At 58.1% G+C, this 19,963-nt stretch carries 22 protein-coding genes and 1 pseudogene; 10 read left to right on the top strand and 13 right to left on the bottom strand.

Features of this window, described 5'->3' with window-relative positions:
- Positions 1-33: 33 nt before the first annotated feature.
- Complete coding sequence (locus VDP82_RS00915; protein WP_323012951.1) at positions 34-1,092, bottom strand: TRAP transporter substrate-binding protein; 1,059 nt, start codon at positions 1,090-1,092, stop codon at positions 34-36.
- A 166-nt stretch (positions 1,093-1,258) separates the two neighbouring features.
- On the opposite strand from VDP82_RS00915, the gene VDP82_RS00910 reads away from it, so the two are divergent.
- The 3 genes from VDP82_RS00910 to VDP82_RS00900 all read left to right on the top strand — a co-directional run bounded on the left by VDP82_RS00910 (position 1,259) and on the right by VDP82_RS00900 (position 3,646).
- The gene (locus VDP82_RS00910; protein ID WP_323012950.1) at positions 1,259-1,978 is read left to right on the top strand and encodes a FadR/GntR family transcriptional regulator; all 720 of its coding nucleotides are present in this window, start codon (positions 1,259-1,261) and stop codon (positions 1,976-1,978) included.
- Positions 1,979-2,661: 683 nt separating this feature from the next.
- Complete coding sequence (locus VDP82_RS00905; protein WP_323012949.1) at positions 2,662-3,252, top strand: hypothetical protein; 591 nt, start codon at positions 2,662-2,664, stop codon at positions 3,250-3,252.
- Positions 3,253-3,301: 49 nt separating this feature from the next.
- Positions 3,302-3,646 (top strand): DUF3768 domain-containing protein, encoded by a 345-nt coding sequence (locus VDP82_RS00900; protein ID WP_323012948.1) that lies wholly within the window; start codon positions 3,302-3,304, stop codon positions 3,644-3,646.
- 11 nt (positions 3,647-3,657) lie between these two features.
- Here VDP82_RS00900 and VDP82_RS00895 read toward each other — a convergent pair whose 3' ends face one another.
- Positions 3,658-3,924 (bottom strand): helix-turn-helix transcriptional regulator, encoded by a 267-nt coding sequence (locus VDP82_RS00895; protein ID WP_323012964.1) that lies wholly within the window; start codon positions 3,922-3,924, stop codon positions 3,658-3,660.
- Between the two features lie 279 nt (positions 3,925-4,203).
- Between VDP82_RS00895 and VDP82_RS00890 the strand changes: the two genes are divergently transcribed.
- The 4 genes from VDP82_RS00890 (at position 4,204) to VDP82_RS00875 (ending at position 6,496) form a co-directional block, all read left to right on the top strand.
- Positions 4,204-5,070 (top strand): hypothetical protein, encoded by an 867-nt coding sequence (locus VDP82_RS00890; RefSeq protein ID WP_323012947.1) that lies wholly within the window; start codon positions 4,204-4,206, stop codon positions 5,068-5,070.
- Between the two features lie 102 nt (positions 5,071-5,172).
- A complete protein-coding gene (locus VDP82_RS00885; RefSeq protein ID WP_323012946.1) occupies positions 5,173-5,682 on the top strand; it encodes a DUF805 domain-containing protein in 510 nt (169 codons plus the stop codon).
- A gap of 55 nt (positions 5,683-5,737) precedes the next feature.
- Positions 5,738-6,172: an SHOCT domain-containing protein gene (locus VDP82_RS00880; protein ID WP_323012945.1), complete on the top strand. Its 435-nt coding sequence runs from the start codon at positions 5,738-5,740 to the stop codon at positions 6,170-6,172.
- A 78-nt stretch (positions 6,173-6,250) separates the two neighbouring features.
- Positions 6,251-6,496, top strand: a complete 246-nt coding sequence (locus VDP82_RS00875; RefSeq protein WP_323012944.1) for a hypothetical protein — start codon at positions 6,251-6,253, stop codon at positions 6,494-6,496.
- 92 nt (positions 6,497-6,588) lie between these two features.
- Here the strand turns inward: VDP82_RS00875 and VDP82_RS00870 are convergent, their stop codons facing one another.
- Positions 6,589-7,437 carry a hypothetical protein gene (locus tag VDP82_RS00870; protein ID WP_323012943.1) on the bottom strand — a complete coding sequence of 283 codons (849 nt, stop codon included), beginning with the start codon at positions 7,435-7,437 and terminating at the stop codon, positions 6,589-6,591.
- Between the two features lie 128 nt (positions 7,438-7,565).
- On the bottom strand, positions 7,566-8,084 hold the full coding sequence (locus tag VDP82_RS00865; protein ID WP_323012942.1) for a helix-turn-helix transcriptional regulator: 519 nt from the start codon (positions 8,082-8,084) through the stop codon (positions 7,566-7,568).
- Between the two features lie 510 nt (positions 8,085-8,594).
- Here VDP82_RS00865 and VDP82_RS18035 point away from each other — a divergent pair.
- Both VDP82_RS18035 and VDP82_RS00860 read left to right on the top strand, forming a co-directional pair.
- On the top strand, positions 8,595-8,681 hold the full coding sequence (locus VDP82_RS18035) for a hypothetical protein (protein ID WP_416347057.1): 87 nt from the start codon (positions 8,595-8,597) through the stop codon (positions 8,679-8,681).
- A 673-nt stretch (positions 8,682-9,354) separates the two neighbouring features.
- Positions 9,355-10,362, top strand: coding sequence for a LacI family DNA-binding transcriptional regulator (locus VDP82_RS00860; RefSeq protein WP_323012941.1), 1,008 nt, complete (start codon positions 9,355-9,357; stop codon positions 10,360-10,362).
- A 46-nt stretch (positions 10,363-10,408) separates the two neighbouring features.
- Here the strand turns inward: VDP82_RS00860 and VDP82_RS00855 are convergent, their stop codons facing one another.
- The 7 genes from VDP82_RS00855 to VDP82_RS00825 form a co-directional block, all read right to left on the bottom strand.
- Positions 10,409-11,593 carry an MFS transporter gene (locus VDP82_RS00855; RefSeq protein WP_323012940.1) on the bottom strand — a complete coding sequence of 395 codons (1,185 nt, stop codon included), beginning with the start codon at positions 11,591-11,593 and terminating at the stop codon, positions 10,409-10,411.
- A 28-nt stretch (positions 11,594-11,621) separates the two neighbouring features.
- Entirely contained in the window at positions 11,622-12,452 is an 831-nt protein-coding gene (locus VDP82_RS00850; RefSeq protein ID WP_323012939.1) for an alpha/beta hydrolase, read from the bottom strand.
- Positions 12,453-12,551: 99 nt separating this feature from the next.
- The gene (locus VDP82_RS00845; RefSeq protein WP_323012938.1) at positions 12,552-13,295 is read right to left on the bottom strand and encodes a ThuA domain-containing protein; all 744 of its coding nucleotides are present in this window, start codon (positions 13,293-13,295) and stop codon (positions 12,552-12,554) included.
- Positions 13,292-14,371 carry a sn-glycerol-3-phosphate ABC transporter ATP-binding protein UgpC gene (locus VDP82_RS00840; protein ID WP_323012963.1) on the bottom strand — a complete coding sequence of 360 codons (1,080 nt, stop codon included), beginning with the start codon at positions 14,369-14,371 and terminating at the stop codon, positions 13,292-13,294. Before VDP82_RS00840 ends, VDP82_RS00845 begins: the two co-directional genes overlap by 4 nt.
- A 31-nt stretch (positions 14,372-14,402) precedes the next feature.
- Positions 14,403-15,308, bottom strand: coding sequence for a carbohydrate ABC transporter permease (locus VDP82_RS00835; protein WP_323012937.1), 906 nt, complete (start codon positions 15,306-15,308; stop codon positions 14,403-14,405).
- A 2-nt stretch (positions 15,309-15,310) separates the two neighbouring features.
- A complete protein-coding gene (locus VDP82_RS00830) occupies positions 15,311-16,198 on the bottom strand; it encodes a sugar ABC transporter permease (RefSeq protein WP_323012936.1) in 888 nt (295 codons plus the stop codon).
- A gap of 168 nt (positions 16,199-16,366) precedes the next feature.
- On the bottom strand, positions 16,367-17,653 hold the full coding sequence (locus VDP82_RS00825) for an ABC transporter substrate-binding protein (RefSeq protein WP_416347056.1): 1,287 nt from the start codon (positions 17,651-17,653) through the stop codon (positions 16,367-16,369).
- 176 nt (positions 17,654-17,829) lie between these two features.
- Here VDP82_RS00825 and VDP82_RS00820 point away from each other — a divergent pair, with 176 nt between their 5' ends.
- Positions 17,830-18,831, top strand: coding sequence for a Gfo/Idh/MocA family oxidoreductase (locus VDP82_RS00820; protein WP_323012935.1), 1,002 nt, complete (start codon positions 17,830-17,832; stop codon positions 18,829-18,831).
- Between the two features lie 150 nt (positions 18,832-18,981).
- Here VDP82_RS00820 and VDP82_RS00815 read toward each other — a convergent pair.
- A pseudogene (locus VDP82_RS00815) lies at positions 18,982-19,131 on the bottom strand (IS481 family transposase); the annotation flags it as partial.
- 191 nt (positions 19,132-19,322) lie between these two features.
- A partial coding sequence (locus VDP82_RS00810; RefSeq protein WP_323012934.1) for a GMC family oxidoreductase occupies positions 19,323-19,963 on the bottom strand: 641 nt, incomplete at its 5' end.

Below are 19,963 nucleotides of genomic sequence, written 5' to 3'. Positions count from 1 at the left end.
AATGGACGCGGGCTTCGGCCCGCGTCTTTGGGCCTATTGCAGGCTGCTGGCTTCGATGCCAACGACCTTGCCGACGGTATCGAGCCATTTGGCGGTGCATTCTTCGCCACAGCGCTCGGCCCAGTTGGGTACGACGACCTGCTCGACAATCCGGCGCGATGCCGCCAGATCCGCCTCGGAGGGCGCCACAAACGTCATGTCGCCCTTGAAGCCGAACTGGCACGGATCTATACCAATGCTGCAGTTGATGCCGTCGATCTCTTCCTCGGCGACCGATGCCCAGATCTGCTCGTTGAAGGCGGCGTATTGCTCGGTCAGGAAGTCCTGTACCGACGGGTCAAGCTTGTTCCAGCTGCTCAGGCTGATGGCGGTGAAGTGGACCGACCAACCCGAATAAAGTCCATACATATGGCTGGTCACTTCAAAGAGCCGGTTCGTATTGCCCGACAGCGTTCCGGTCACAGCACAATCGATGACGCCGCGCTCCAGCGATGTCGTCACTTCCGCAAAGGGCATCGTGACGGTGGTGCCGCCGAGATTTTCTACTAGCTCCGCCATCGAAGTGGTGAAGACCCGCACCTTTTTGCCCTGCAAGTCGGCGACGGATTCCACCGGACTACGGCACCACATAACTTGCGGCGGCGAAGGAAACAGCATGAGCAGCTTGGCATTGTACTGCGTCGCCATCACCTCTTGCAGCGTGGGCATATAAGCCTCAACCACCGCACGGGTGGTGGCCATGTCGGGGGAAACGCCGGCAAGGTCGACACCGTCGAACTCCGGATTGTCGCCGGCCATGTAGCCAATGACGCCCGAGGCCAGGTCGATAACGCCGAGCTTCATCAGGCGAAGAATTTCGGGGCCCTGCAGGCCGCTGAGATCCTGTGGCGTGATTTCGCCGGTAATGGCGCCTTGCGAGGCAGCAGGAATGGTCTCTTCCCACAGTGGCCGCTCACCAGCTTTGAAGCTGGTCAAATGGCTTTGCAGGCCCACCACCTTGAAATTTGTTTTGGGCAAATCCTGCGCGATGGCCGTCCCGGCCAGGGCGCTGAGCGCCATTGCGATAACGAGTGTAGAAGCTATTCTATTCACGAGTACCTCCTCCCTTGAAGTGAGGCAGATTGGTACAGAGTTATAAAAAGTAGTCAATAGTAGTAAAGCTCTAAATGCGAACGATGTCGCTGCCAAACCTCCAAAATTCTGGATTCAACAAAAATAACCTTGTAGAATCAATGTCTTAAAGATAGGAATAAATACAGTGGCGACCTATTCCCTCCCCCAAATGGCATATGGAAAAATCCTCGCGGCGGTCATTGACGACCGCTACCCGGTCAATTCTCGGCTGCCCTCGGAACTAGCACTGTCAACCGAACTCGGCATTTCGCGGCCAATTTTGCGGGCGGCTCTTGCCCGCTTGAAGGATGACGGCATTATCGCCTCGCGCCGCGGTTCAGGAAATTACGTGATCCGCCAGCCGCATCAATCCGTGCTTCATTTTGCGCCCGCTACCGACATGGGAGACGTGCAGGACAGCTTCAAATACCGCATCGGCGTTGAAGGCGAGGCCGCTTATTACGCGGCATTGAACTATACCGATGCCGACCGCCAGGCGCTCAAAACAGCGCTGGCCGCTCTGAGCGAGGCGGCGCGCAAACGCGAAGTCGGCGTAGATGAGGATTTTGATTTCCATCTCCGCATCGCCGAAGCCACCGACAATCCCTACTTTGTCGCGGCGCTGAAAGCGGTACGCGAACAAACCTCAGTGGCCATGCGCATCGCGCGCCATCTGTCCCTGCACAGAACGACTGCACGCATGAAGCAGGTGGAAATAGAGCATGAGGCGATCTACGACAGGATTGTTTCGCGGCATGCCGATGACGCCCGGCAGGCAATGCGCACCCATCTCGAGGCTGCCCGCCGCCGCCTGTTCGAGAGTGATCTGGTAGACGACAGCAGCGAGCCGGAGCTGTCGCGTTAAAGCGTTTCCTGGAATGGTGGATATCGGCTTTCCGGTTTGGAAACGCGACTATAAATAGACGGAGCATCGTGCCCGCCCGCATGACACCCCTACATCTCACGCCGCTTCACCGCGGATGAGTGACGTTGCGGGTTTTTGCAGTCATTGGCCGTTTGTTCGTTACGCTGGCGGGCGACACCCAGGAACAGGCCGTCAATCGGCAGGAAACCTTGCTCCAATATGGGGTGGCTCTCTCGGGCCGGACTGAATGGCTTTCAGTAGTTGACCGGGTAGCCGGGCTTTCAGAGGAAGAAGCGCATGGCGAAGCATAGAATGCGCAGCATCGAATTCAAGCGGCAGGTTTGCTCATCTCGTCGGCGAGAACGCTGTCCGTCCTTTCAAAGCGCCATAACATCTCCCGCAATCTGCTCCCCCTCCGCAGAACGAGTTCATGCATGGGAGGCATATCAGTCACTGGAGGTTGCGATTACACCTCCTCTCGGCATGGATGATAACCAAGCTAAGTAATCGCATAAGCTAGCTTTCCCACTGCCATAAGTGCCTATCGAAGTTAGCGGCCGGTCTGTATTTCCTTTCTTTATCAATGGGATAGATCCTTATTCACCTTGACAAAAGGAATATTTTCCTTATAGTGTAGGGGCTGTTTGCCGCCTTGGGCGGTCGCAACAGCAAAGGACAGTCCCATGGGGGCAGCAGCAAAAATCGATCCCAATCAGGTGCGCCAATCGGCCAAGGTCATCGTGTTTGCACGGGACGGCAAGAAGGCGCGGGGCTCGTGGTTTCCTTCCGACAACAAGGCCCAGGCGCATGCCGCCGCAGAGGCGATGGGCATGAACGTGCTCGACGTCGCCAATGACGATATGCGCCAATTGGCCACCAGATTGCCAAAGGGCCGAATCTTCGAAAGCGGCAAGGCCTTCGTGCCGTTCATTCAGGGCAGCGTTCTTGATGCATTGGCCGCGCATCTGCCGGACGGGCAGGAGCTCAAGGCCATGTCTGCTGGCGCGGGCGCAGGAGGGGGCGGGCAAGGTCCGACTTCCACGTCGGTAGAGGTGCGCCACCATCCCAAGGGCTGGGATGATATCACCGTGGGCAGCCTGGTGCTGGCCTGCGAGGAGGAAAAGGAAGGCTGGTTCGAATGCGTGGTCCAGGCTTTCGAGGATGGGCAATTGCGGCTCCGGTGGCTGGACTATCCCGCCTATGAGGCCTTCCACCGGCCCCCGAACCGGGTGGCTCTGCTTTGGGCGCCCCCCACCCTATCGGACAAGAAATAAAGCCAACGGGCCGGTCATCTGACCGGCCCTTTTCTTTTGGAGTTTTCCCATGATCGACACGCGAACACCGGATCGGATCACCAGCATTCGCCACCTCAATGACCGCCTGCGCAGCAGAGGAGAGGGCGGGCGCACCGTCTTGAGCCGAGGCATCGCCGCCTTGGGCGCGGATGAGCTCGTTGTGGTGCTGCGCGCCGTCGCTGCCTTCGCCAGTTTCACCCCGGCCAATGATCCACATGGCGAGCATGACTGCGCCATTCTGGAAGCCGCAGCCCATCGGATCTTGTGGAAGATCGATTATTACGATCCCGATTTGCGCTTTCTCAGCCCCGACCCCGCCGACCCGGAGGTCACCCGCCGTGTCCTCACCATCATGCTGGCGGAGGAATATTGATGGGCAACTCGTCAACGAGAGGCTGGCTTACGGCCGGCGGGCAGAGGCTGTGGGGGTGGCGCGCTCTCCGGCGGACGCACAAGAAGCTCGCTAACATCGATAGACAATGCTCCCGCCAGCCGATCCAGCAGGTCGATGGAAGGGTTGAACCGACCGCGTTCAATATCGCTGATCGAGGAGCGATCCACGCCAGCATCGACGGCCAGGTTTTCCTGGCTGATGCCTCGAGCACCCCGGGCCTTCCGAAGATTCCATGCGATGCGCGCGCGACCATCCATGCCGGGCAAAGCATCAACTTGCCGCCCTCAATACCATCGGATATATCCGACATATTGTACATTGGGAGTGAGGGCAGTCGGGCGATGCGGTGTATTGCTGGCCTTGGGCGAATTCTACTGATCTTGGCCCCTATTTTTGCGGCCAACACAGCTTCTGGGCAGGAGCCTCAGGCCCAGCCGGACACTATCGCTTATTATGAAGGCTGGTGGGGCTATGAGGGTGAGAATGCCTGCGAAAGCCCTGGCCCGGATAATTGGTGGAGTGCTGCTCTTGGCCGTATGGAGCGGGGCGAAACGGGCCCCATCTTCGGGCGAGGCCAAATACAGTTCCGCCTCTATGATACCGGGTGCGACCTTTACGACCTGAGTTTCCGCGACAACTCCGTCGAGGGGCGCGCCATTTGCCAGACGGAGGACGGAGAAGAGCTGACCGGCCGCTTCAGCTTCATGTCGGTTCCCGGCAATCGGCTCGCCATCACCACGCCAATCGGAGACTATCTCTTCGAGCGTTGCGGCAATACCGATGCTTCTGCCAAGCATATTTCCAAGTCCGTGCCGGCACCGGACATCCAACCCAGCTATGCCCCCGTGCCCGCGCCCATGCCAGAAGAGCAGCGTACGGCCATCGGCATGGTCTATCGGGATTTTTGCGATCCCAATTTCGGCACGGGCTATGATCTTTCCGGCCCAATGGATCGCACGCTTTACGAGCCGTACCGCAATCAGCTGCTGACCAAATACCAATCGAGCTGCTCCACATTCTTTATGGGCGAAGTAACCCGGATCATTGCCCTGCGCGATGTGGTCAGCCTGTTGCCTCCCGCTATCGGACAAGCCCAGCTCGACACCAATGGCGCCATGGCCCTGGGGATTTGGCTGTTTCTGGCCCATAGCCCCGACATTGGCGCTTGCGTCGGCGATGGCGATATCCGGCGTAAATTCGCAGAGGAGTTTGTAGGGGCAGACCTCCAGCCGCTCGGAACCGGCGATAGCCTTACGCCTATTGCGGAAGGGTTTGCCGGTGGTCTTGCACTCTGGACGCAAGCGCGGGAGCAGCGGCGACTTCCCGTTTGCCACGTCTTCCTAACCAACGCCTACGTCGCTATCGGGGCCAAGCTCATGACATCGGCCAACTATTCCCCATGACCGGGGCGGCGCCCGAGCGCTGCACTGACGATGCCGTGGCGTCAACAGGAAGAGTTCCTGGAGGCGCTCGGCGGTTGCTTCACAAAATCGAGGGAGACAAGGATGAACGCCTATTTCGACGCCATGCGCCGCTACGCAACTTTTAGCGGACGTTCCCCCAGAACTCAGTTCTGGATATTTGTTTTAGTGTATCTGGTCTTGGGCATTATCGGCGTGGCGTTGGATGCAGCCTCTGATGGCTCGGCGGCGGGCGATCCCGGCATATTCACCGGCGTCATCGTTCTGGTTCACCTTATTCCTGGCCTGGCGGTTTCCGTGCGTCGGCTCCATGACATAGACCGCAGCGGCTGGTGGGTCCTGATCGGGCTGGTTCCCCTCGTCGGTCCGATCGTGATGCTGGTCTTTTCCTGCACGGCGTCAACGCCAGGAGAAAATCGGTTTGGTCCCCCTGTTGGGCAAAACGCCGCCTCCTTGCGCCGGGTGGAGCCAGGCTCGGCCCCGAATACCGCCGCGCTGGATCAGATCGAAAAGCTGGCTGCACTGCACAAGTCCGGCGCCATTAGCGACGACGAATTCAAGCAGATGAAGACAAAGGCCATCGGATCACTCTGAAACAGGGGTGGCCATGATGCCAAGAGCAACGCGCCTATTCCTATGGCCGGCCTTTATGGTGTCCGGCACGACGCCCGCCTTTGCAACGGACAGGGATTATGTGGGCACCATTTATCTAGCGTATCTCCTCATCCTGCTTCTTTGCTATTTCATACCCACCTATGTCGCGTTCTTCCGCCGGCATCCCAATCGCTGGCCGATAATGGCGATCAATCTCGTGCTCGGCGGCACCGGACTGGGTTGGCTGGGCTCATTGATCTGGGCTTTGGGGGCCGTCCATAAAAGCCCCACGGGCAATAATGGTGGCGAGAGCGGGCTAAACCTGTTCGTCAACGATCCCACCCTTGTCAGGATCGAGAATGCCGGGGTGAACCTGGAAGAATCTCTTCACAAGCTGGAGCGGCTGAAAAAGCTCCATGACGAGGGCGTAGTCAGTGACGAGGAATATGAAGAGATGCGGCGTCCCCTGGTCGAACGGCTTGTTCAGTGAAGCCAGCCAGTACGCGGCACCAAATAATGGGAAGCGCCGCGTCCGGGCCACTAGCGGGCACGCGCTCAAACCGTGACCTTGCGCCTGGTCGATGACGAAAATGCCGCCAGTGAGGTGGACAGGGGCCGGACGCGATATTCGAACGATCGATTGCGCACCAAAGGGCGAGGCGGTGATGATGCCGCCTCGCTTTCGCTGCTTGCTGCAGCAAAAGAGGTGGTGGTGCAGGGATTGCGGGCTATTGCCGCCGCCCAAGTTCCTCCCGATCAGGACAGCTCGCATGGCGGACCGGATACCCCAGTCGGTGGGGATATTGGCAGGTAACCACCCAGGGCGAAGTTCGTGTCATGGCCGTCTGGTTGCAGGCAGATGTTGACTAGGCTTCCGAATGCACCGGAGAGCATCGCCTGTCCAATTTAGGGTTTCCTATTTTGTGACCTTCTGTATTCCGCCAATGCGCGCAGGCATATCCCCTCGGCCATTGATCTTCCATCACCAGTTGAAACCAAGAGTTGGTCAAAAGTGAGCTCTCGGAGACAATTATCAATCCTCACACGCTCACCCATTCTCAGTTCCCGTTTTCTTTGCCCACTCTTGGTTATGTAGCGGACGACAACCTCTCCGGTTCTGGTAGCAAATTCCTCGATCCTTGTCAGCGCAACGTCGTATCCAATACTGGGCGGCTTTAGCTGATACCGCAGAACGGCAGGAACGTCCGAGACGGGAATATCCTGCAAATAGGCGGATGGTCGTTTCTCAAAAAACGAGGGGTGATCGCCCCGAAATGCGCTGGCTAATCGATCAACCTCAGCTCGGGACACCCCCCATACAATGGCGTGGATATGAAAGCAGACCAGCCCCTTCTGAAGCCCATCTTTAACGTTTGGATAGAAGGCTGCTTCCATGACGCCAAGCATGTTGAGCGATCGGAAACGTTGCGAGACGAGCCTTTTTAGCTGCGCCGGTCGAAACGCGACGGCCTCTTCCTCGCGCCTCATCCCCTGACGTGGCGTTAGTGTAAGCTGATACGCGTCCGTCTCTAGGGATAATGCCTCAAACGCATCAAACACCAATCCAGAGAACTTCTTTCGGGCATAGCCATTGTTGGCATAGAGATATTTTGCGGATGATCGAGAGAGGTGTCCGAATTGATCCTGGGATTTCTGATAATTCTTATGGGCATCCCGTAGGTACCTATTCTTTCTACTATTGTCCTCGTCAATGTCCTGGCAAAGGCGTGCGTAATTACTCGCAAAAAGGCTCACGGGCTTATTCCCATTATGAAAAGCAGTGGTTTCCCTTGAGAATCGATCTCTCAAGCCTGCCGATGCTGATTCGAGGGGGGGTGAGGGGGGCAGGTGTGTATACATGCACGCACACCTACCCCGTCCTTCTACGGGATATCGGTCCAGCTAAGCTCTAAATTGTCCATTTCTGGACGCCAGAATAAAAGGAGATCTACAGAAGGTGGACCGCCATTTCCAATCTCGTCTAGCCGCTTTTCAATTCGAGATAGGCAAGCCTTATCGTATGCATTTGCATTTTTAGAAATTTGTTCGGACACGCACAAATTCTTAAGACAACTAAGAATTAAGGTTTCGAAATGCTCGCCTAACTCTAGCATCTTAGGCGAATTTTCTCGAAAAATTTTACTATTCTTTGCAAGCCTGACTATGTTTGATTTTGTATTTTTAGAGCTACTATTAGGGCTTGCTAGGCAATTCATGATATCTTGGCTGCGCCAGTGCGTGGCTCTAACCCCGGCGCTCTTTGGAATTGGTGCGGGATATCTTCCTGTCTTCATCCCGGCGTAGTAGGTGCTTCTGGACACGCCGACCAAGTGCAAAACGTCGACGAGGCGCAAAAGCCTATGAGCCTCTAGGGGGGAACTAAAAGGGGTAATATTTGTCATTTTTCATTCCATCAATAGCGTCGATGGAACCGAAAAAACCGCCCCATCGACAGTTTTCTGCACATGCAGAGACTGTCGAAGAAGCGGCCCATGCACGTCGTGCATACGCGTCGCCGGAAAACTGGTTCTTTCGAACTCGTCTTCTTCGTTCCGGCCCGGCGGACATTAACTTGTCCGACGAATGGTTTCAAAGATGCGTCCAATTTCCAGTTTCGTCAAGGACTGTCTGAAAAAAGCCACCCAAACCAACGGTATTAATCACGGTATTCAATATATGGCTCAGAATTTTCTCTATATAATACAACGAATTATGTTATTAATTCGATTCCCTTCACCCGCTCCAACGAGCTTTCCAACCAGATGCAGCACCGTACAGAAACCCCAGAATTTCCGGGGATTTCAGCCTCGCGCGCGCGTAGGCATGTACGGCGAGGTCCAATGACAGCCAGCTAATTTTGCGGTACCCGCCTCCACCGACTGGGTCGCGCCACCCACGATGTTCTCAATTTCATGCATGAGTGTGAGCAGCACGGGGCCTATGTCATCTTACTTGATCCCCATGTTTCCACGCGAGGGGAGATGGGCATGTCATTCTGACGGTATTGGGCACGATGGCGCATAGGGAGCGGCGGCGTGAGAACATTGTACGGGCCAAAGAGAATGGGCGTTACAAGGGTGAAAAGCAGCTCCCGGGTTATGAGACGATCCGAGTCCTAAGGAGAAGAGGGCTAAGTCCTTCTGAAATTTCCAGGCAGGTCATCTAGTCCAAAATACAAGTCTATCGGGCTCTGGCAGCTGGATAGCCGACAGCAACATCGCGCCCAAATGTATTTTTAGTCGCTCAGCACTTTGCGATCATCCGGTGTCGTTTTCAGAAATGCAGAATCGTGCCGTCAATTTTTGACGCATAAATCGACACTAAAGCGGTGCCGACCAATCTTACCATTGCGATATATAGGCGCTATTTTTCAGGACAATTCTAACCAGTAACCTCGAACACCAGACCGAACCCTTCGTCAAGCACTGCAACTATCGGCGCAAACATGAGGCTTGGACAACATGGCACACGCCAACGCCTGCCTCGACTGAGCCGCCAGCCACCAATAGAAACCGCGAAATCATCAAACGCCAAACCATCCAGCACCGACGCTTGCTGGACAACAGCTTTGCCGCGTAGCATCAACGCCATACCAGCAGAACTCTCCGCTAATCGAACGACCCATCTGCGCCAAAGCATATGACGACGGACACCTGAAAAGGCACCTATGTAATGAAAGAGAAGAGCCGTACAAAGGCCATCGACGTTGCAAGAGAGGCAGGCGTCTCCCGTGCGACGGTGAGTTACGTGCTCAATAATACGCCCAAGCAACGCGTATCCGCCGAAACCAGGGCAAAGGTGCTCGAAGCCGTTGACCGGCTGGGCTACGTTCCAAGCGCGGCCGCGCTCAGTTTGCGTGGGGGCGACAACCGGCTGGTTTTGGTTGCCGTCCCTTACTGGCCTTTGGGTCCGCGGGTGGCAGAACTGGTTTCCGTGATAGTGGATGGCCTGGTCAAGCTTGACTACCATCCTCTCATTCTGTTCCATGTCTACGGATCGCCTCAGGCATTCGAAGCCGCCTGGGCCAAGGTGCAGCCAATCGGAGTGATTGCTCCCACCGCGCTCCTCAGCGAAGACCTACTCCGTCGTCTCAGGGCGGGCGGGACACGCGCGATCATGGCAGTGGGTGATACGGCAGTGGAAGGGCTGCCCACGGTGGTGATCGAACAGAGCCCTGTCGGTCGACTCGCAGCGCAGCATCTCGTGGAAACCGGACGATTGAATTGCCTCCTGGTCCACCCCGATCTGCCTGACGCCCAGCCCATCGCCAATGCCAGGGCAATCGGTGCCGCTGAGGTGCTGGAGGCCCAGGGAGGATCCCTGCAAATATTGCCGCTGGCAGGGGATGACGCTGGCATCATGCGGCAGTATTCAACCCTGTTCAAAGCCGAGGTGCCACCGCAGGGCATAATTGCCTTTTCCGACAGCACGGCAGCCAAGTCACTCACTATTCTACGCCAGTTGGGAATAAGCGTGCCGAGCGAGGTTGCCATTATCGGCACCGACAATTCGGAGATCGCCGAAGCGGCGAATCCGGGGCTTACCAGCATTCGAATATGGACGGAAAGTGGCGCTATGCAACGTGCCATCGAAGCCTTCGACCAGATGGTCAGGGGGCAGAGCGTGAACCTGGTTTACAAAAGTCCTGCGCCCATATTGGTTCGCCGCGCATCGACCTGACCAGCCCAGACGACAATCGCGGCCTATGCGTGATCATCCCGACTTTTCATCTGGCGGAGACGCTCGCCACAAAAACGCCCATCGCGCAAAAGGCTGTTCCCAGCAGCACAATGCCCAGCCATCCCGCTACCTCCCAGACCGCCCCACCAGCAGTACCGATGACGCTGGCGCCGAGATAGTAAAACACCAGATATAGAGCGGTGGAGTGGCTGCGCAGTTCCGCAGACCGAACCGCGACGGCCGAACTGGTGCAAGAATGACCGGTGAAAAAACCGATGGTGACTATGGAAATGCCCAGAACCACTGCGACAAGGTTGTCTGACAGCGTGATGGCAATGCCGAGAGCCATCAGCGCAAACGAAACAATGAGCATGTTTCGGTGTCCCCACCTGTCAATCATCTGGCCACCGGTCGATGACGACACCATGCCCAGGCCATAAGTCAGGAAAATCAGACTGGTGAGAAAGGGGCTGAGGCGAAACGGAGGCTCGCTCAAACGGAACGTGCTGTAGCTGAACACGGTAACGAAGATGCTGGTCAGAGCAAACCCGGCCACATAGAGCTTGAGCATTTCTTGGTCTCGCAGCAATCCCGCCCAAACCTTGGCGTGTTGCGCGATGCCGGCTCCGCGCCGGGGTGTGAACCGTCTCGAGGGCGGGATCAGGCAAAGGAAACAGATGGCCGCCCCCATGCAAATCACGCCCAGGAGGGCCATTGCGAGACGCCAGGAGGCAAAGTCGGCAACGGCGCCCATACCCAGACGGCCCAGCATGGCGCCGCCCGCTGTTCCGGCGACATAGAGGCCAGTTGCTCTGCCCAGGTCACGCGGGTCGATTTCCTCGGCCAGATAGACCATAGCGATGGCAGGAACGCCGCCCAGCAGAAAGCCCTCCCCTGCCCGTGCGAGGAGGAACAGGTGCCAGTCCCAGGCCAGGACGGTTGCCAGATTGCAGAAGGCGGCCAGGATGATCGAAACGAATATCAGCGCTCGCCGTCCTACCGAGAGGGCCAGTGCCCCGCTTAAAAGGATAGCGAGGGCAAGGCTGCCGGTGGTCACCGACAGGGCCAGCGATGCGGTCGCCGGCGAAATATCAAAGCTGTGCGTAAACTCGGGCAACAATGATTGCACGCAGTAGATCATCGAGAAGGTGGCAAATCCTGCAAAGAACAGCGCAAGACTGGCCCGCCTGAATTCCGGTGCGTTTCGCCCATAGCCGAGCCCGTTTGCCATCTGTGTTCTTTCGGATAAGGCTCATCCTTCAGCGGACGTGCGCAGGCGCGATCAGCTTGGCTCCGGCCCGTATCGCCGTCCGGCTGATAATGGCCGTAAAGTCAGGCCAGAGCCGCGGCGGCAATTGGTGTTTCATCCCGGCGAAAATGCACAGTTCCGCCTCATCAATGAACCGCGCCATGGCTATGCTGCCTTCGAAAGATAGAAGCGGATCGCTGCGACCATGGAGGACCGCAACTGGCATGGACAGCTTGCGCAGGTCTTCAAGGCGCGGAGACGCCTTGGCTATGGCCGCCGACTGACGCGCCTGTCCTTCGGGGCAATAGGATCGGTCGATCACGCTCTCGGCAAAGGCCTGAATCCACGCCTCGTCGAAACCTTCGAGCCCAGAAATTCTCTCCTGCTCTATATAGTGCCTGACACGATCGTCCCGATCCTCAGACGGCCGCCGGCTTCGCACCGCCTCGATTGCTGGATCGTGCAACCGAAATGTAGCGTCTGGCGCGGAATAGATGATGTTTAGGCTGCGGACGCGCGCGGGAAAGCTGAGTGCCACCTGCTGGGCAATCATGCCGCCCATCGACTGACCGGCAATGTGAGCGGACGACAGGCCGAGATGATCCATCAGGTGGATCACATCCGCGGCCATGTCGAGAAGCGAATAATCCGGCGCATGGTCGAGTTTGGAAGACAGCCCGACGTCACGATTGTCGAACCGGATGACCCGGAAACCTGCCCCCTCGAGCATTTCTACAAATCCCGGATACCAGGCGATCATCTGGGCGCCCAGCCCGTGGACCAGCATCAGAGGTTCACCATCCTCCGGTCCGCTGACCTCGTAGTAAAGCTCGATATTCATGGGCGTCGTGCAATAGGGCATGAAGCTTCTCCTCGAAGCAAAAGGGTCTCATCCGTCCGGAGCGCCGGTCGGTTCTGTTCAGTTTTTGAGGAATGCGGACTAGGGCGAGGGCAAGGCCTCGGGGCGGTGCCAGTTCTCAAGTATCCGGCCGTCGCTATGGCTCTGCATGGTCCATTCGACACCGTTGCCGATCACCTTGATCACGTTGCGATCATGGTAGATGGGAAAAGTCTCGTGGCCCGGCGAGAAAAAGAAGATCCGTCCCCGCCCCCTCTTGAAGGTACAACCGCTTCGGAACACTTCGCCGCCGGAATACCAAGACATGAAGACGATCTCGTCCGGCTGCGGGATATCGAACGGCTCGCCATACATTTCGGATGCGGCGACCTCGAACATGGGCGGCAGGCCCTCGGCAATCGGATGGGAAGGCTCGACGACCCAGACTCGCTCCAGGTCGCCACCCGGCGCTTCACGCCATGCCAGGTTGGCATTGGTGCCCATGAGCCTGCGGAAAAGCTTGGAGTGATGCCCCGAGTGCAGCACGACCAGGCCCATGCCTGCGAGCACGCGCTGCTGAATGCGATCGACCACTCCATCCTCCACTTCGGCGTGCGCAATATGCCCCCACCAGAGCAGCACGTCCGTGTCGTCGAGCAGAGCCTGCGGCAGCCCCTGTTCGGGCTGGTCCAGCGTCGCTGTTCGGATCAGGAAATCTCGGTCTGCCAGCCCTTGGGCTATCGCGCCGTGGATACCCAGCGGATAGATTTGCTGCACAATCGGATTTTTCTGCTCGTGCCGGGCCTCGTTCCAGATCGTTACCCTGATGGGCGCGCGCGCGCTCATGGCCGGCCTCCCAAGTCGATCCTTGTGCCGTCCTGGGCGAACAGATGACAATGCTGGCGGTCCACCATGAAGCCGGCGGTGTCCCCGGGAGAGAGGTCCACATTGCCCTCGACCCGCACCACCAGTTGCTGACCACTCGGCTCGATCGTCACATAGGATTCAACACCCAGCCGTTCAACAAGCGTGACTTCGGCAGTGAAATCTGCCTGTGTGGAAGTCAGCCGGACATGCTCGGGCCGAATTCCCAGCCCGGCTTGTTCCGCCGTGTCCTGCGGCAAGCGTCCCGGCAGCTCGATGGCCCAGCCAAGATCAGTCATAACGAACGTGCTGTCACCCTTCGCCGCCAGTGACGCCGGAATGATGTTCATGCGCGGAGAGCCGATAAACCCAGCCACGAACTCCTGTTGCGGCGCTTCGTAGAGATCGATGGGAGGCGCCACCTGGGCAACATTGCCGCGATTGAGCACAACGATCCTGTCTCCCATTGTCATGGCCTCCACCTGATCGTGCGTGACAAAGATAATCGTCGCTTTCAGCTCCCGATGGAGCTTTTGCAGTTCTGCACGCATCTGCACGCGCAATGAGGCATCGAGATTGGACAGGGGCTCGTCAAACAGGATGACCGCGGGCTTCTTGATGATGGCCCGCCCGATCGCAACGCGCTGACGCTGGCCGCCCGACAGGGCCTGGGGACGTCGGTCGAGATACTCCGTCAATTGCAGGATTGCTGCCGTTTCTTCGACACGGCGCCGGATTTCCGCCTTGGGCACTTTGGCCAGATCGAGAGAGAACCCCATGTTCTCGGCCACACTCATGTGCGGATAGAGGGCATAGGACTGGAAGACCATGGCGATGCCGCGCTTGTCCGGCGCGATATCGTTCATCTTCTTGCCATCGAGCAGAAGGTCACCGCTATCGATGTCCTCCAGCCCCGCTATCATTCGCAGCAGAGTGGATTTCCCGCACCCCGATGGGCCTACGAATACAGCGAACTCGCCATCTTCGATCCTGATATCAACGCCCTTGATCACTTCGACCGCGCCGAAGGATTTGCGGACGTTTTTGAGCTCGATCACTGCCATTTCAATAATCCGATCCAGAATTTCATCATCCCTTGACCCCACCCGAGAAGGTGCGAACCAGGAATTTGCGGGCAAACGCGAAGGCGATGACCGAGGGAAGAAGATAGACAAGCGCGAGGGCTGCCAGCAGGCCGTAGTCGATCGAGTTGACCCGGAGAAACGCGCGGAACAGACCGAGCGGCAGCATCTGCAGCTCAGGCGAGGAGGTGAAAATCAGTGGCGTGAGGAAGTCACCCCAGGCGAAAATGAAGGAAAACAACCCTGCCGCCGCCAGGCCCGGCATGGCCAGGGGCACCAGCACCCGTCTCACCCGCTGGATCATGTTGGCACCGTCCATGATCGCCGCTTCCTCGTATTCACGAGACACGCCGTCAAAGAAGGTCTTCATGATCCACAAGGCCAGCGGCAACTGCATTGCCGCCAGCACCACGATGAGGCCGAGATAGCTGTCGATAAGGCCGATATAGCGCATTATCTCGCGCGCGGCCCGGGCGCCGAACAGGTTGACCGTCACACTCTCTATGCCCCGATTGGCCGTCAGCAATACCTTGTAGAGCGGGACGATCAGGGCCGTATGCGGGAGCACGCGAACCAGAAGGATAAGGTAGAGAAAGGGCAGCTTCCACCATGCGGTGATGCGCGACAGGGCATAGCCGCCCAGGCCGGCAAGCACGACGACGAGAAGCGTTGCGCCGCCGACGACAACGAGCGAATTGATCAACCACCGACCACCGTCCTCGTCGGTGAAGATCCGGGTGTAGTTTTGAACCGTCCATTCCGTCGGCCAGCGAATGAACTGGGTGGGGTTGCTGTCGAATGAAGCAATGATCAGCCAGGCAAAGGGGACCAAGCAATAGACTGAAATCAACAGGAGAATGACATAGGCGCCCGCGCCTGCATTCTGTTTCTCGGGGAGGGATAAGCCGGACATAGTCAGACCTCCACTTTCATGGTTCTGACGTAGATGATGCCGATGATGATCGACAGCAGCAGCGCCATGACTGCGCCGGCAGCCCCGTAGCCGATCTGAAAGGCTGCGAAGGACTGGTTGTAGATGTAGATGCTGATCAACTCGGTGGCGCCGCCGGGCCCACCGCGGGTCAGGGCATAGATGACACCGAAAATGGCCATGGTGGATGCGGTGGAGACCAGCATGTAGAGAAAGACCGTGGGCATAAGCAGCGGCATGGTGATGCGCCGGAAAATCTGCCACCGGGTCGCCCCGTCCATGCGAGCCGCCTCATAGACCTCCGAGGAAATCGAGCTCAAGCCTGCCGTCATGAGGATCATGGCAGTGGCGATACCGCGCCAGGTATTGACGATGATGATCGCCAGCAGCGGCATGGTCTGCAACCATTCCACCGGGGCAATTCCGAGCGGCTCAAGCACCTTGTTGAGCACGGCCCTGTGTCCACCGACGAACATTGCGATCCACATGAAGCCAACAACCACCTCCGGCACCGCATTGGGCAAGAGGATGATGGCATTGAAAATCTGGCGGAACCGGACGCGCTGGCGCAGGATCAACGCCGAGACCAGGCCCAGGACGAACTGGCCGATGACCGCGGAGCCGATAACGAAGATCAGCGTGACCCAGAGTGAGTTCCAAAACCCGGCATCGGAGAACAGCCGCATATAGTTCCGCAAGCCGACAAAGCTCGGATTTGCAGCAGCCCGCCCCACCAGCGCTTCATTGGTGAAACTCAGATAGACCGAATAGAGGGCCGGATAGATGTAGAGGGCCAGAAGCAATAATGCAGATGGCGCGAGAATAAGGCGGAGTTGCCAAGCGCGACGCTTTTCGTGGCGGGCTAAAGCCATTGGCTAAAATTCCTTCAGGCGTGATCGCAATTACACATGTCCCGGCCAAACGGCGTCCGTCGACAAAGATGCGAGTGCTGATCGACAGTATGGGGTGCAAGGCGTGGAGCCACTGCAAGGCGGCTCCACAATCTGCATCTTGCCGCGGCGCGGGAGAGCGCCGGCTGATCACTTCACGTAGTCATCGCCCATGATGTTGATCACGTAGTCGACAAGGATATTCTGCGCTCCGACGGCATCGGTTTCCTTGCGCAGGAGGGCTTCGGTCGCCCGGGCCACGCCTTCGGCTACGGCTGCAAAGCCGGAGTTCTGCTTGAGGAACGTACCGTTCTCGACGGCCTTGTGAATCGGCACCAGTTCGGTCTGCTCTTGGAACATCGGATCTTCACCGGCGTCCATACGGGTCGGAATGAGGCCGATTTCGACCGCAGCGGCGACTTCACTGTTCACCGACGCCATTTCCAGGATGACCTTGGTCGCAGCTTCAGGATCAAGAGAGCGCGGATTGACGGCCCAGGCATAGCTCAGTCCAGCCATGACATATTCACCGTCGGTCTTGCCGGGGATGGTCCAGGTGCCGACCGCTTCGGTGATGTTGGGGATTGGGTTGCGGCTTTCCGGACCCCAGTCGCGGCGGTAGCACCATGAACCGCAGGTGGTGGCGACCAATTCACCCGCAGGGTACATTTCGTACTTCGGGATCACCCACGGCTCTGGCCCCAGCAGCGGCTGGATCGGCATGAGATCCTCGTCGATCAGGGCCTTGTAGAACTCGAACACTTCGCGGACGCCATCGCTGCGCAGGTCAAGCTTGCCGTCATCAGTGCTCAATTCAGGCGTGCTCGACCCCACAATGAGGTGCTGGAAACCTTCATTGAACGCGCCCTGCCCCCAGGACACACCGGCTGGGAAGAGCAAGGCATATTTGCCGGTTTTTTCCTTGATCTCGCGCGCACGCTCGAGCAATTCGTCCCAGTTACGGGGCTGTTCGGTGGAGATGCCGGCTGCATCGAGAATGTCACGGCGATAATAGATCTGCTGGATGCCCAGCATAGTGGGAACGATATAGACTTCGCCATCCGGGCTGAGCGCCAGTTCCTTGGCGACGTCAAACATATGCGCGTAGCCATCCCAGGCCTCAAATTCCTGGGTAATGGGAAGCAAATACCCTGCCTCGGCCAGATCTGCCACCGTTCCTGGCACCGAGAAGATGTCAGGAGCGTTGCCGGCCGCCAGTTCCGTCAGCAGCTTGGTGAGATAGTCCGAGCGCGGCGTCGGATATTCCACCAGTTCGATCTCGACGCCGGCAGCAGCCTCCAGCTGATCCAGCGTCTGCTCGATGGCCCGCATGGCGTCGGGCTCATGTACTGCCATGCGAAGTGTCTCGGCATTCACCGACTGGCCCGCGGACGCAAGCGCAGTGGCGGCCAGAACGGCCGTTGCAAACCTTCTCATAAACGACTCCTCCCAGAGAGGCTGATCCTTGCGGCGACCCATCCATGCCGCATGGTCAGTGGACACATAGACGCTATCCGTACATATTGACACGTGTCAACCCTCCTTAATAAGCTTGCTGAGAATGGAGGTTGCGGCCAGAAAGCGGCTCCATTTTTTGGGAGGGACTGGACATTATGAGCATGCAGGATCGAGAGAATTCGTGGCGTCTGGCTTTTGTGGGCAGCGGAAGCATAGCAGCGCACCACGCCCGGCTTTGGACAAGCCAGCCGGGCGTTACGATCAGCGCAATATGCGACGTCTCTGAACCTGCAAGGCAGGGTCTCGTCGAGGTGATCAGCGCCGCTGGAGCGTCAAGGCCCAACACCTTTGCGTCCATGGAGGAAATGATTGCTGCGTGTCGGGACACCCTGGACGCGGTCTACATTTGCACGCCACATTGCTTTCATGCGGCACAGGCACTCGCAGCAATCGAGTCTGGGCTTGATGTGCTGCTGGAAAAGCCGATGGTCATGACGGCCGAGGAAGCCCGGGCGATCACCGCAGCGCAGGAGCGGAGCGGGTCGACCGTCGTCATTGCCTATCAGGGTGCAATGTCGCCTCTGGTTCAGGACAGTGCCGCCCGGATCGCAAAGGGAGAATTTGGCGATCTGCAGGCCGTTTCCGGCGTGGTTTGGGAGGATTGGGCCGAGCGCTATTCCGGACACTGGAAGCAAAAGCCGGAGATTTCTGGAGGCGGCTTCATGTTCGATACGGGCGCACACATGCTGAACACAATCAGCATGCTAGTGAACTCCCGCATTTCCGAGATAACCGCGCTTGCGGAAAATGCCGGGCGCGAGGTGGACATTGTATCCTCGGTCACTGGCCGCATCGACAATGGCGGTCTTGTCTCGCTTCTCGCGGTCGGCAATGCGCCGGTGCGCTGCGCGTCCCAGATCACTCTGTTTTTGTCCAAGGCGATCATTCGAATAGACGCCTGGGGAGAATGGCGCGAGATTGAAACGGTCGACGGCAAGGGCGAACGTGAAACGATCGATGTGAGGAAAGGCATGCTGGCCTCCTTCATGGACATTCGCCAAGGGAAGCAAATCAATCCATCACCCCCGAGCCAAGGTGAACGCTTCGCCGAATTGTGGGATGCAATCAAAAGCGCCTGGCTTGTGGCCAGCTCCTGACTGGCAATAGATATGGGGTTCGGTTGGCCGGGCCCCTTTTAACTTGCGGACAAGGCAATCCGGCGTTGCAGTACATAATATCTTCCGCGATGCCGGTGCGGCCTGAGGTTGGGAAATGTTCGCCAGACCGGGGCAGTCCAATTCGTCGAATTGCTGGCGACTGTCATAATGGAAGCATTTGACGGTGGCTTCCTTGATGGTCCGGTTCGTGCGCTCGGCTTGCCTATTGGTCTACGGATGCTTGATCCTGGCCAGCCAATGCTCGATGCCATTCTCCTGGCAGCGCACGTCGAACATATGCGTCACATAGCCAGCGGTCGGACCATATGGAGCCGGTTTGGCACCGCTGCTATCGAGCGCGACGGACCACCGCTGTCGTTGTAGCGCTCCTATGGTGACCTGGCCCATACTGCTTCCTTCCATGCCAAGGAAAGACAATGCACCATCAAAATCCCGGGTCAGACACCTAGCTGGTTTTCCGGCCTTGCGGTTCACGGTTTTGCGTTCGCTGCCCGACCATCAAGGGCAATCAGGTTGGCGGCCTTGCTGCCGATCGCCATGGCCGGGGCATTGGTGTTTCCCGAGACAATGGTGGGCATGACTGAACAGTCGATGACCCGCAATCCCTCGATGCCGCGTACACGCAACTGACCATCCAGCACGGCCGCCGGATCGCCATCCGGCCCCCTGGGGGCCGAGCCCGAAGGGTGGTAATTGGTCTTGACCGTCTGCCCGGCAAAGGCGGCGAGGCTCTCCTCGTCCTGCATCTGCGGCCCGGGCAGGATTTCCTCGCGGATCTTGGAGCGCAGCGGCTCGGTTTCCAGCAATTTCCGGGCGGTGCGCAATGCTGCCAGGGTCAGGCGCAGATCATCCGGATGGCCGAAGAAATTGCAGTCGACCAGCGGCTGGGCCGCCGGGTCTGCCGAGCGCAGGCGCACCGTGCCGCGCGCCTTGGGGCGGAGCAGGCAGGAGGTGAAGGTGACGCCCCAGGTGGGCTTCGCCTTGGCCACATCCCGATCCTGATAGACGATGGGTGCGCAATAGAGCTGGATGGTCGGCCGCTCGCCGCCATAGGGATCGAAGAACAGGCAGGCCTCGATGCCGGTGGTGGTCACCGGGCCGGAATTGAACA

It is taken from the genome of Devosia sp. (assembly GCF_034675085.1).
GTDB lineage: Bacteria > Pseudomonadota > Alphaproteobacteria > Rhizobiales > Devosiaceae > Devosia.
Note: the sequence above shows the minus strand (reverse complement) of the source record. Positions and strands in the feature narration are given on the sequence as shown.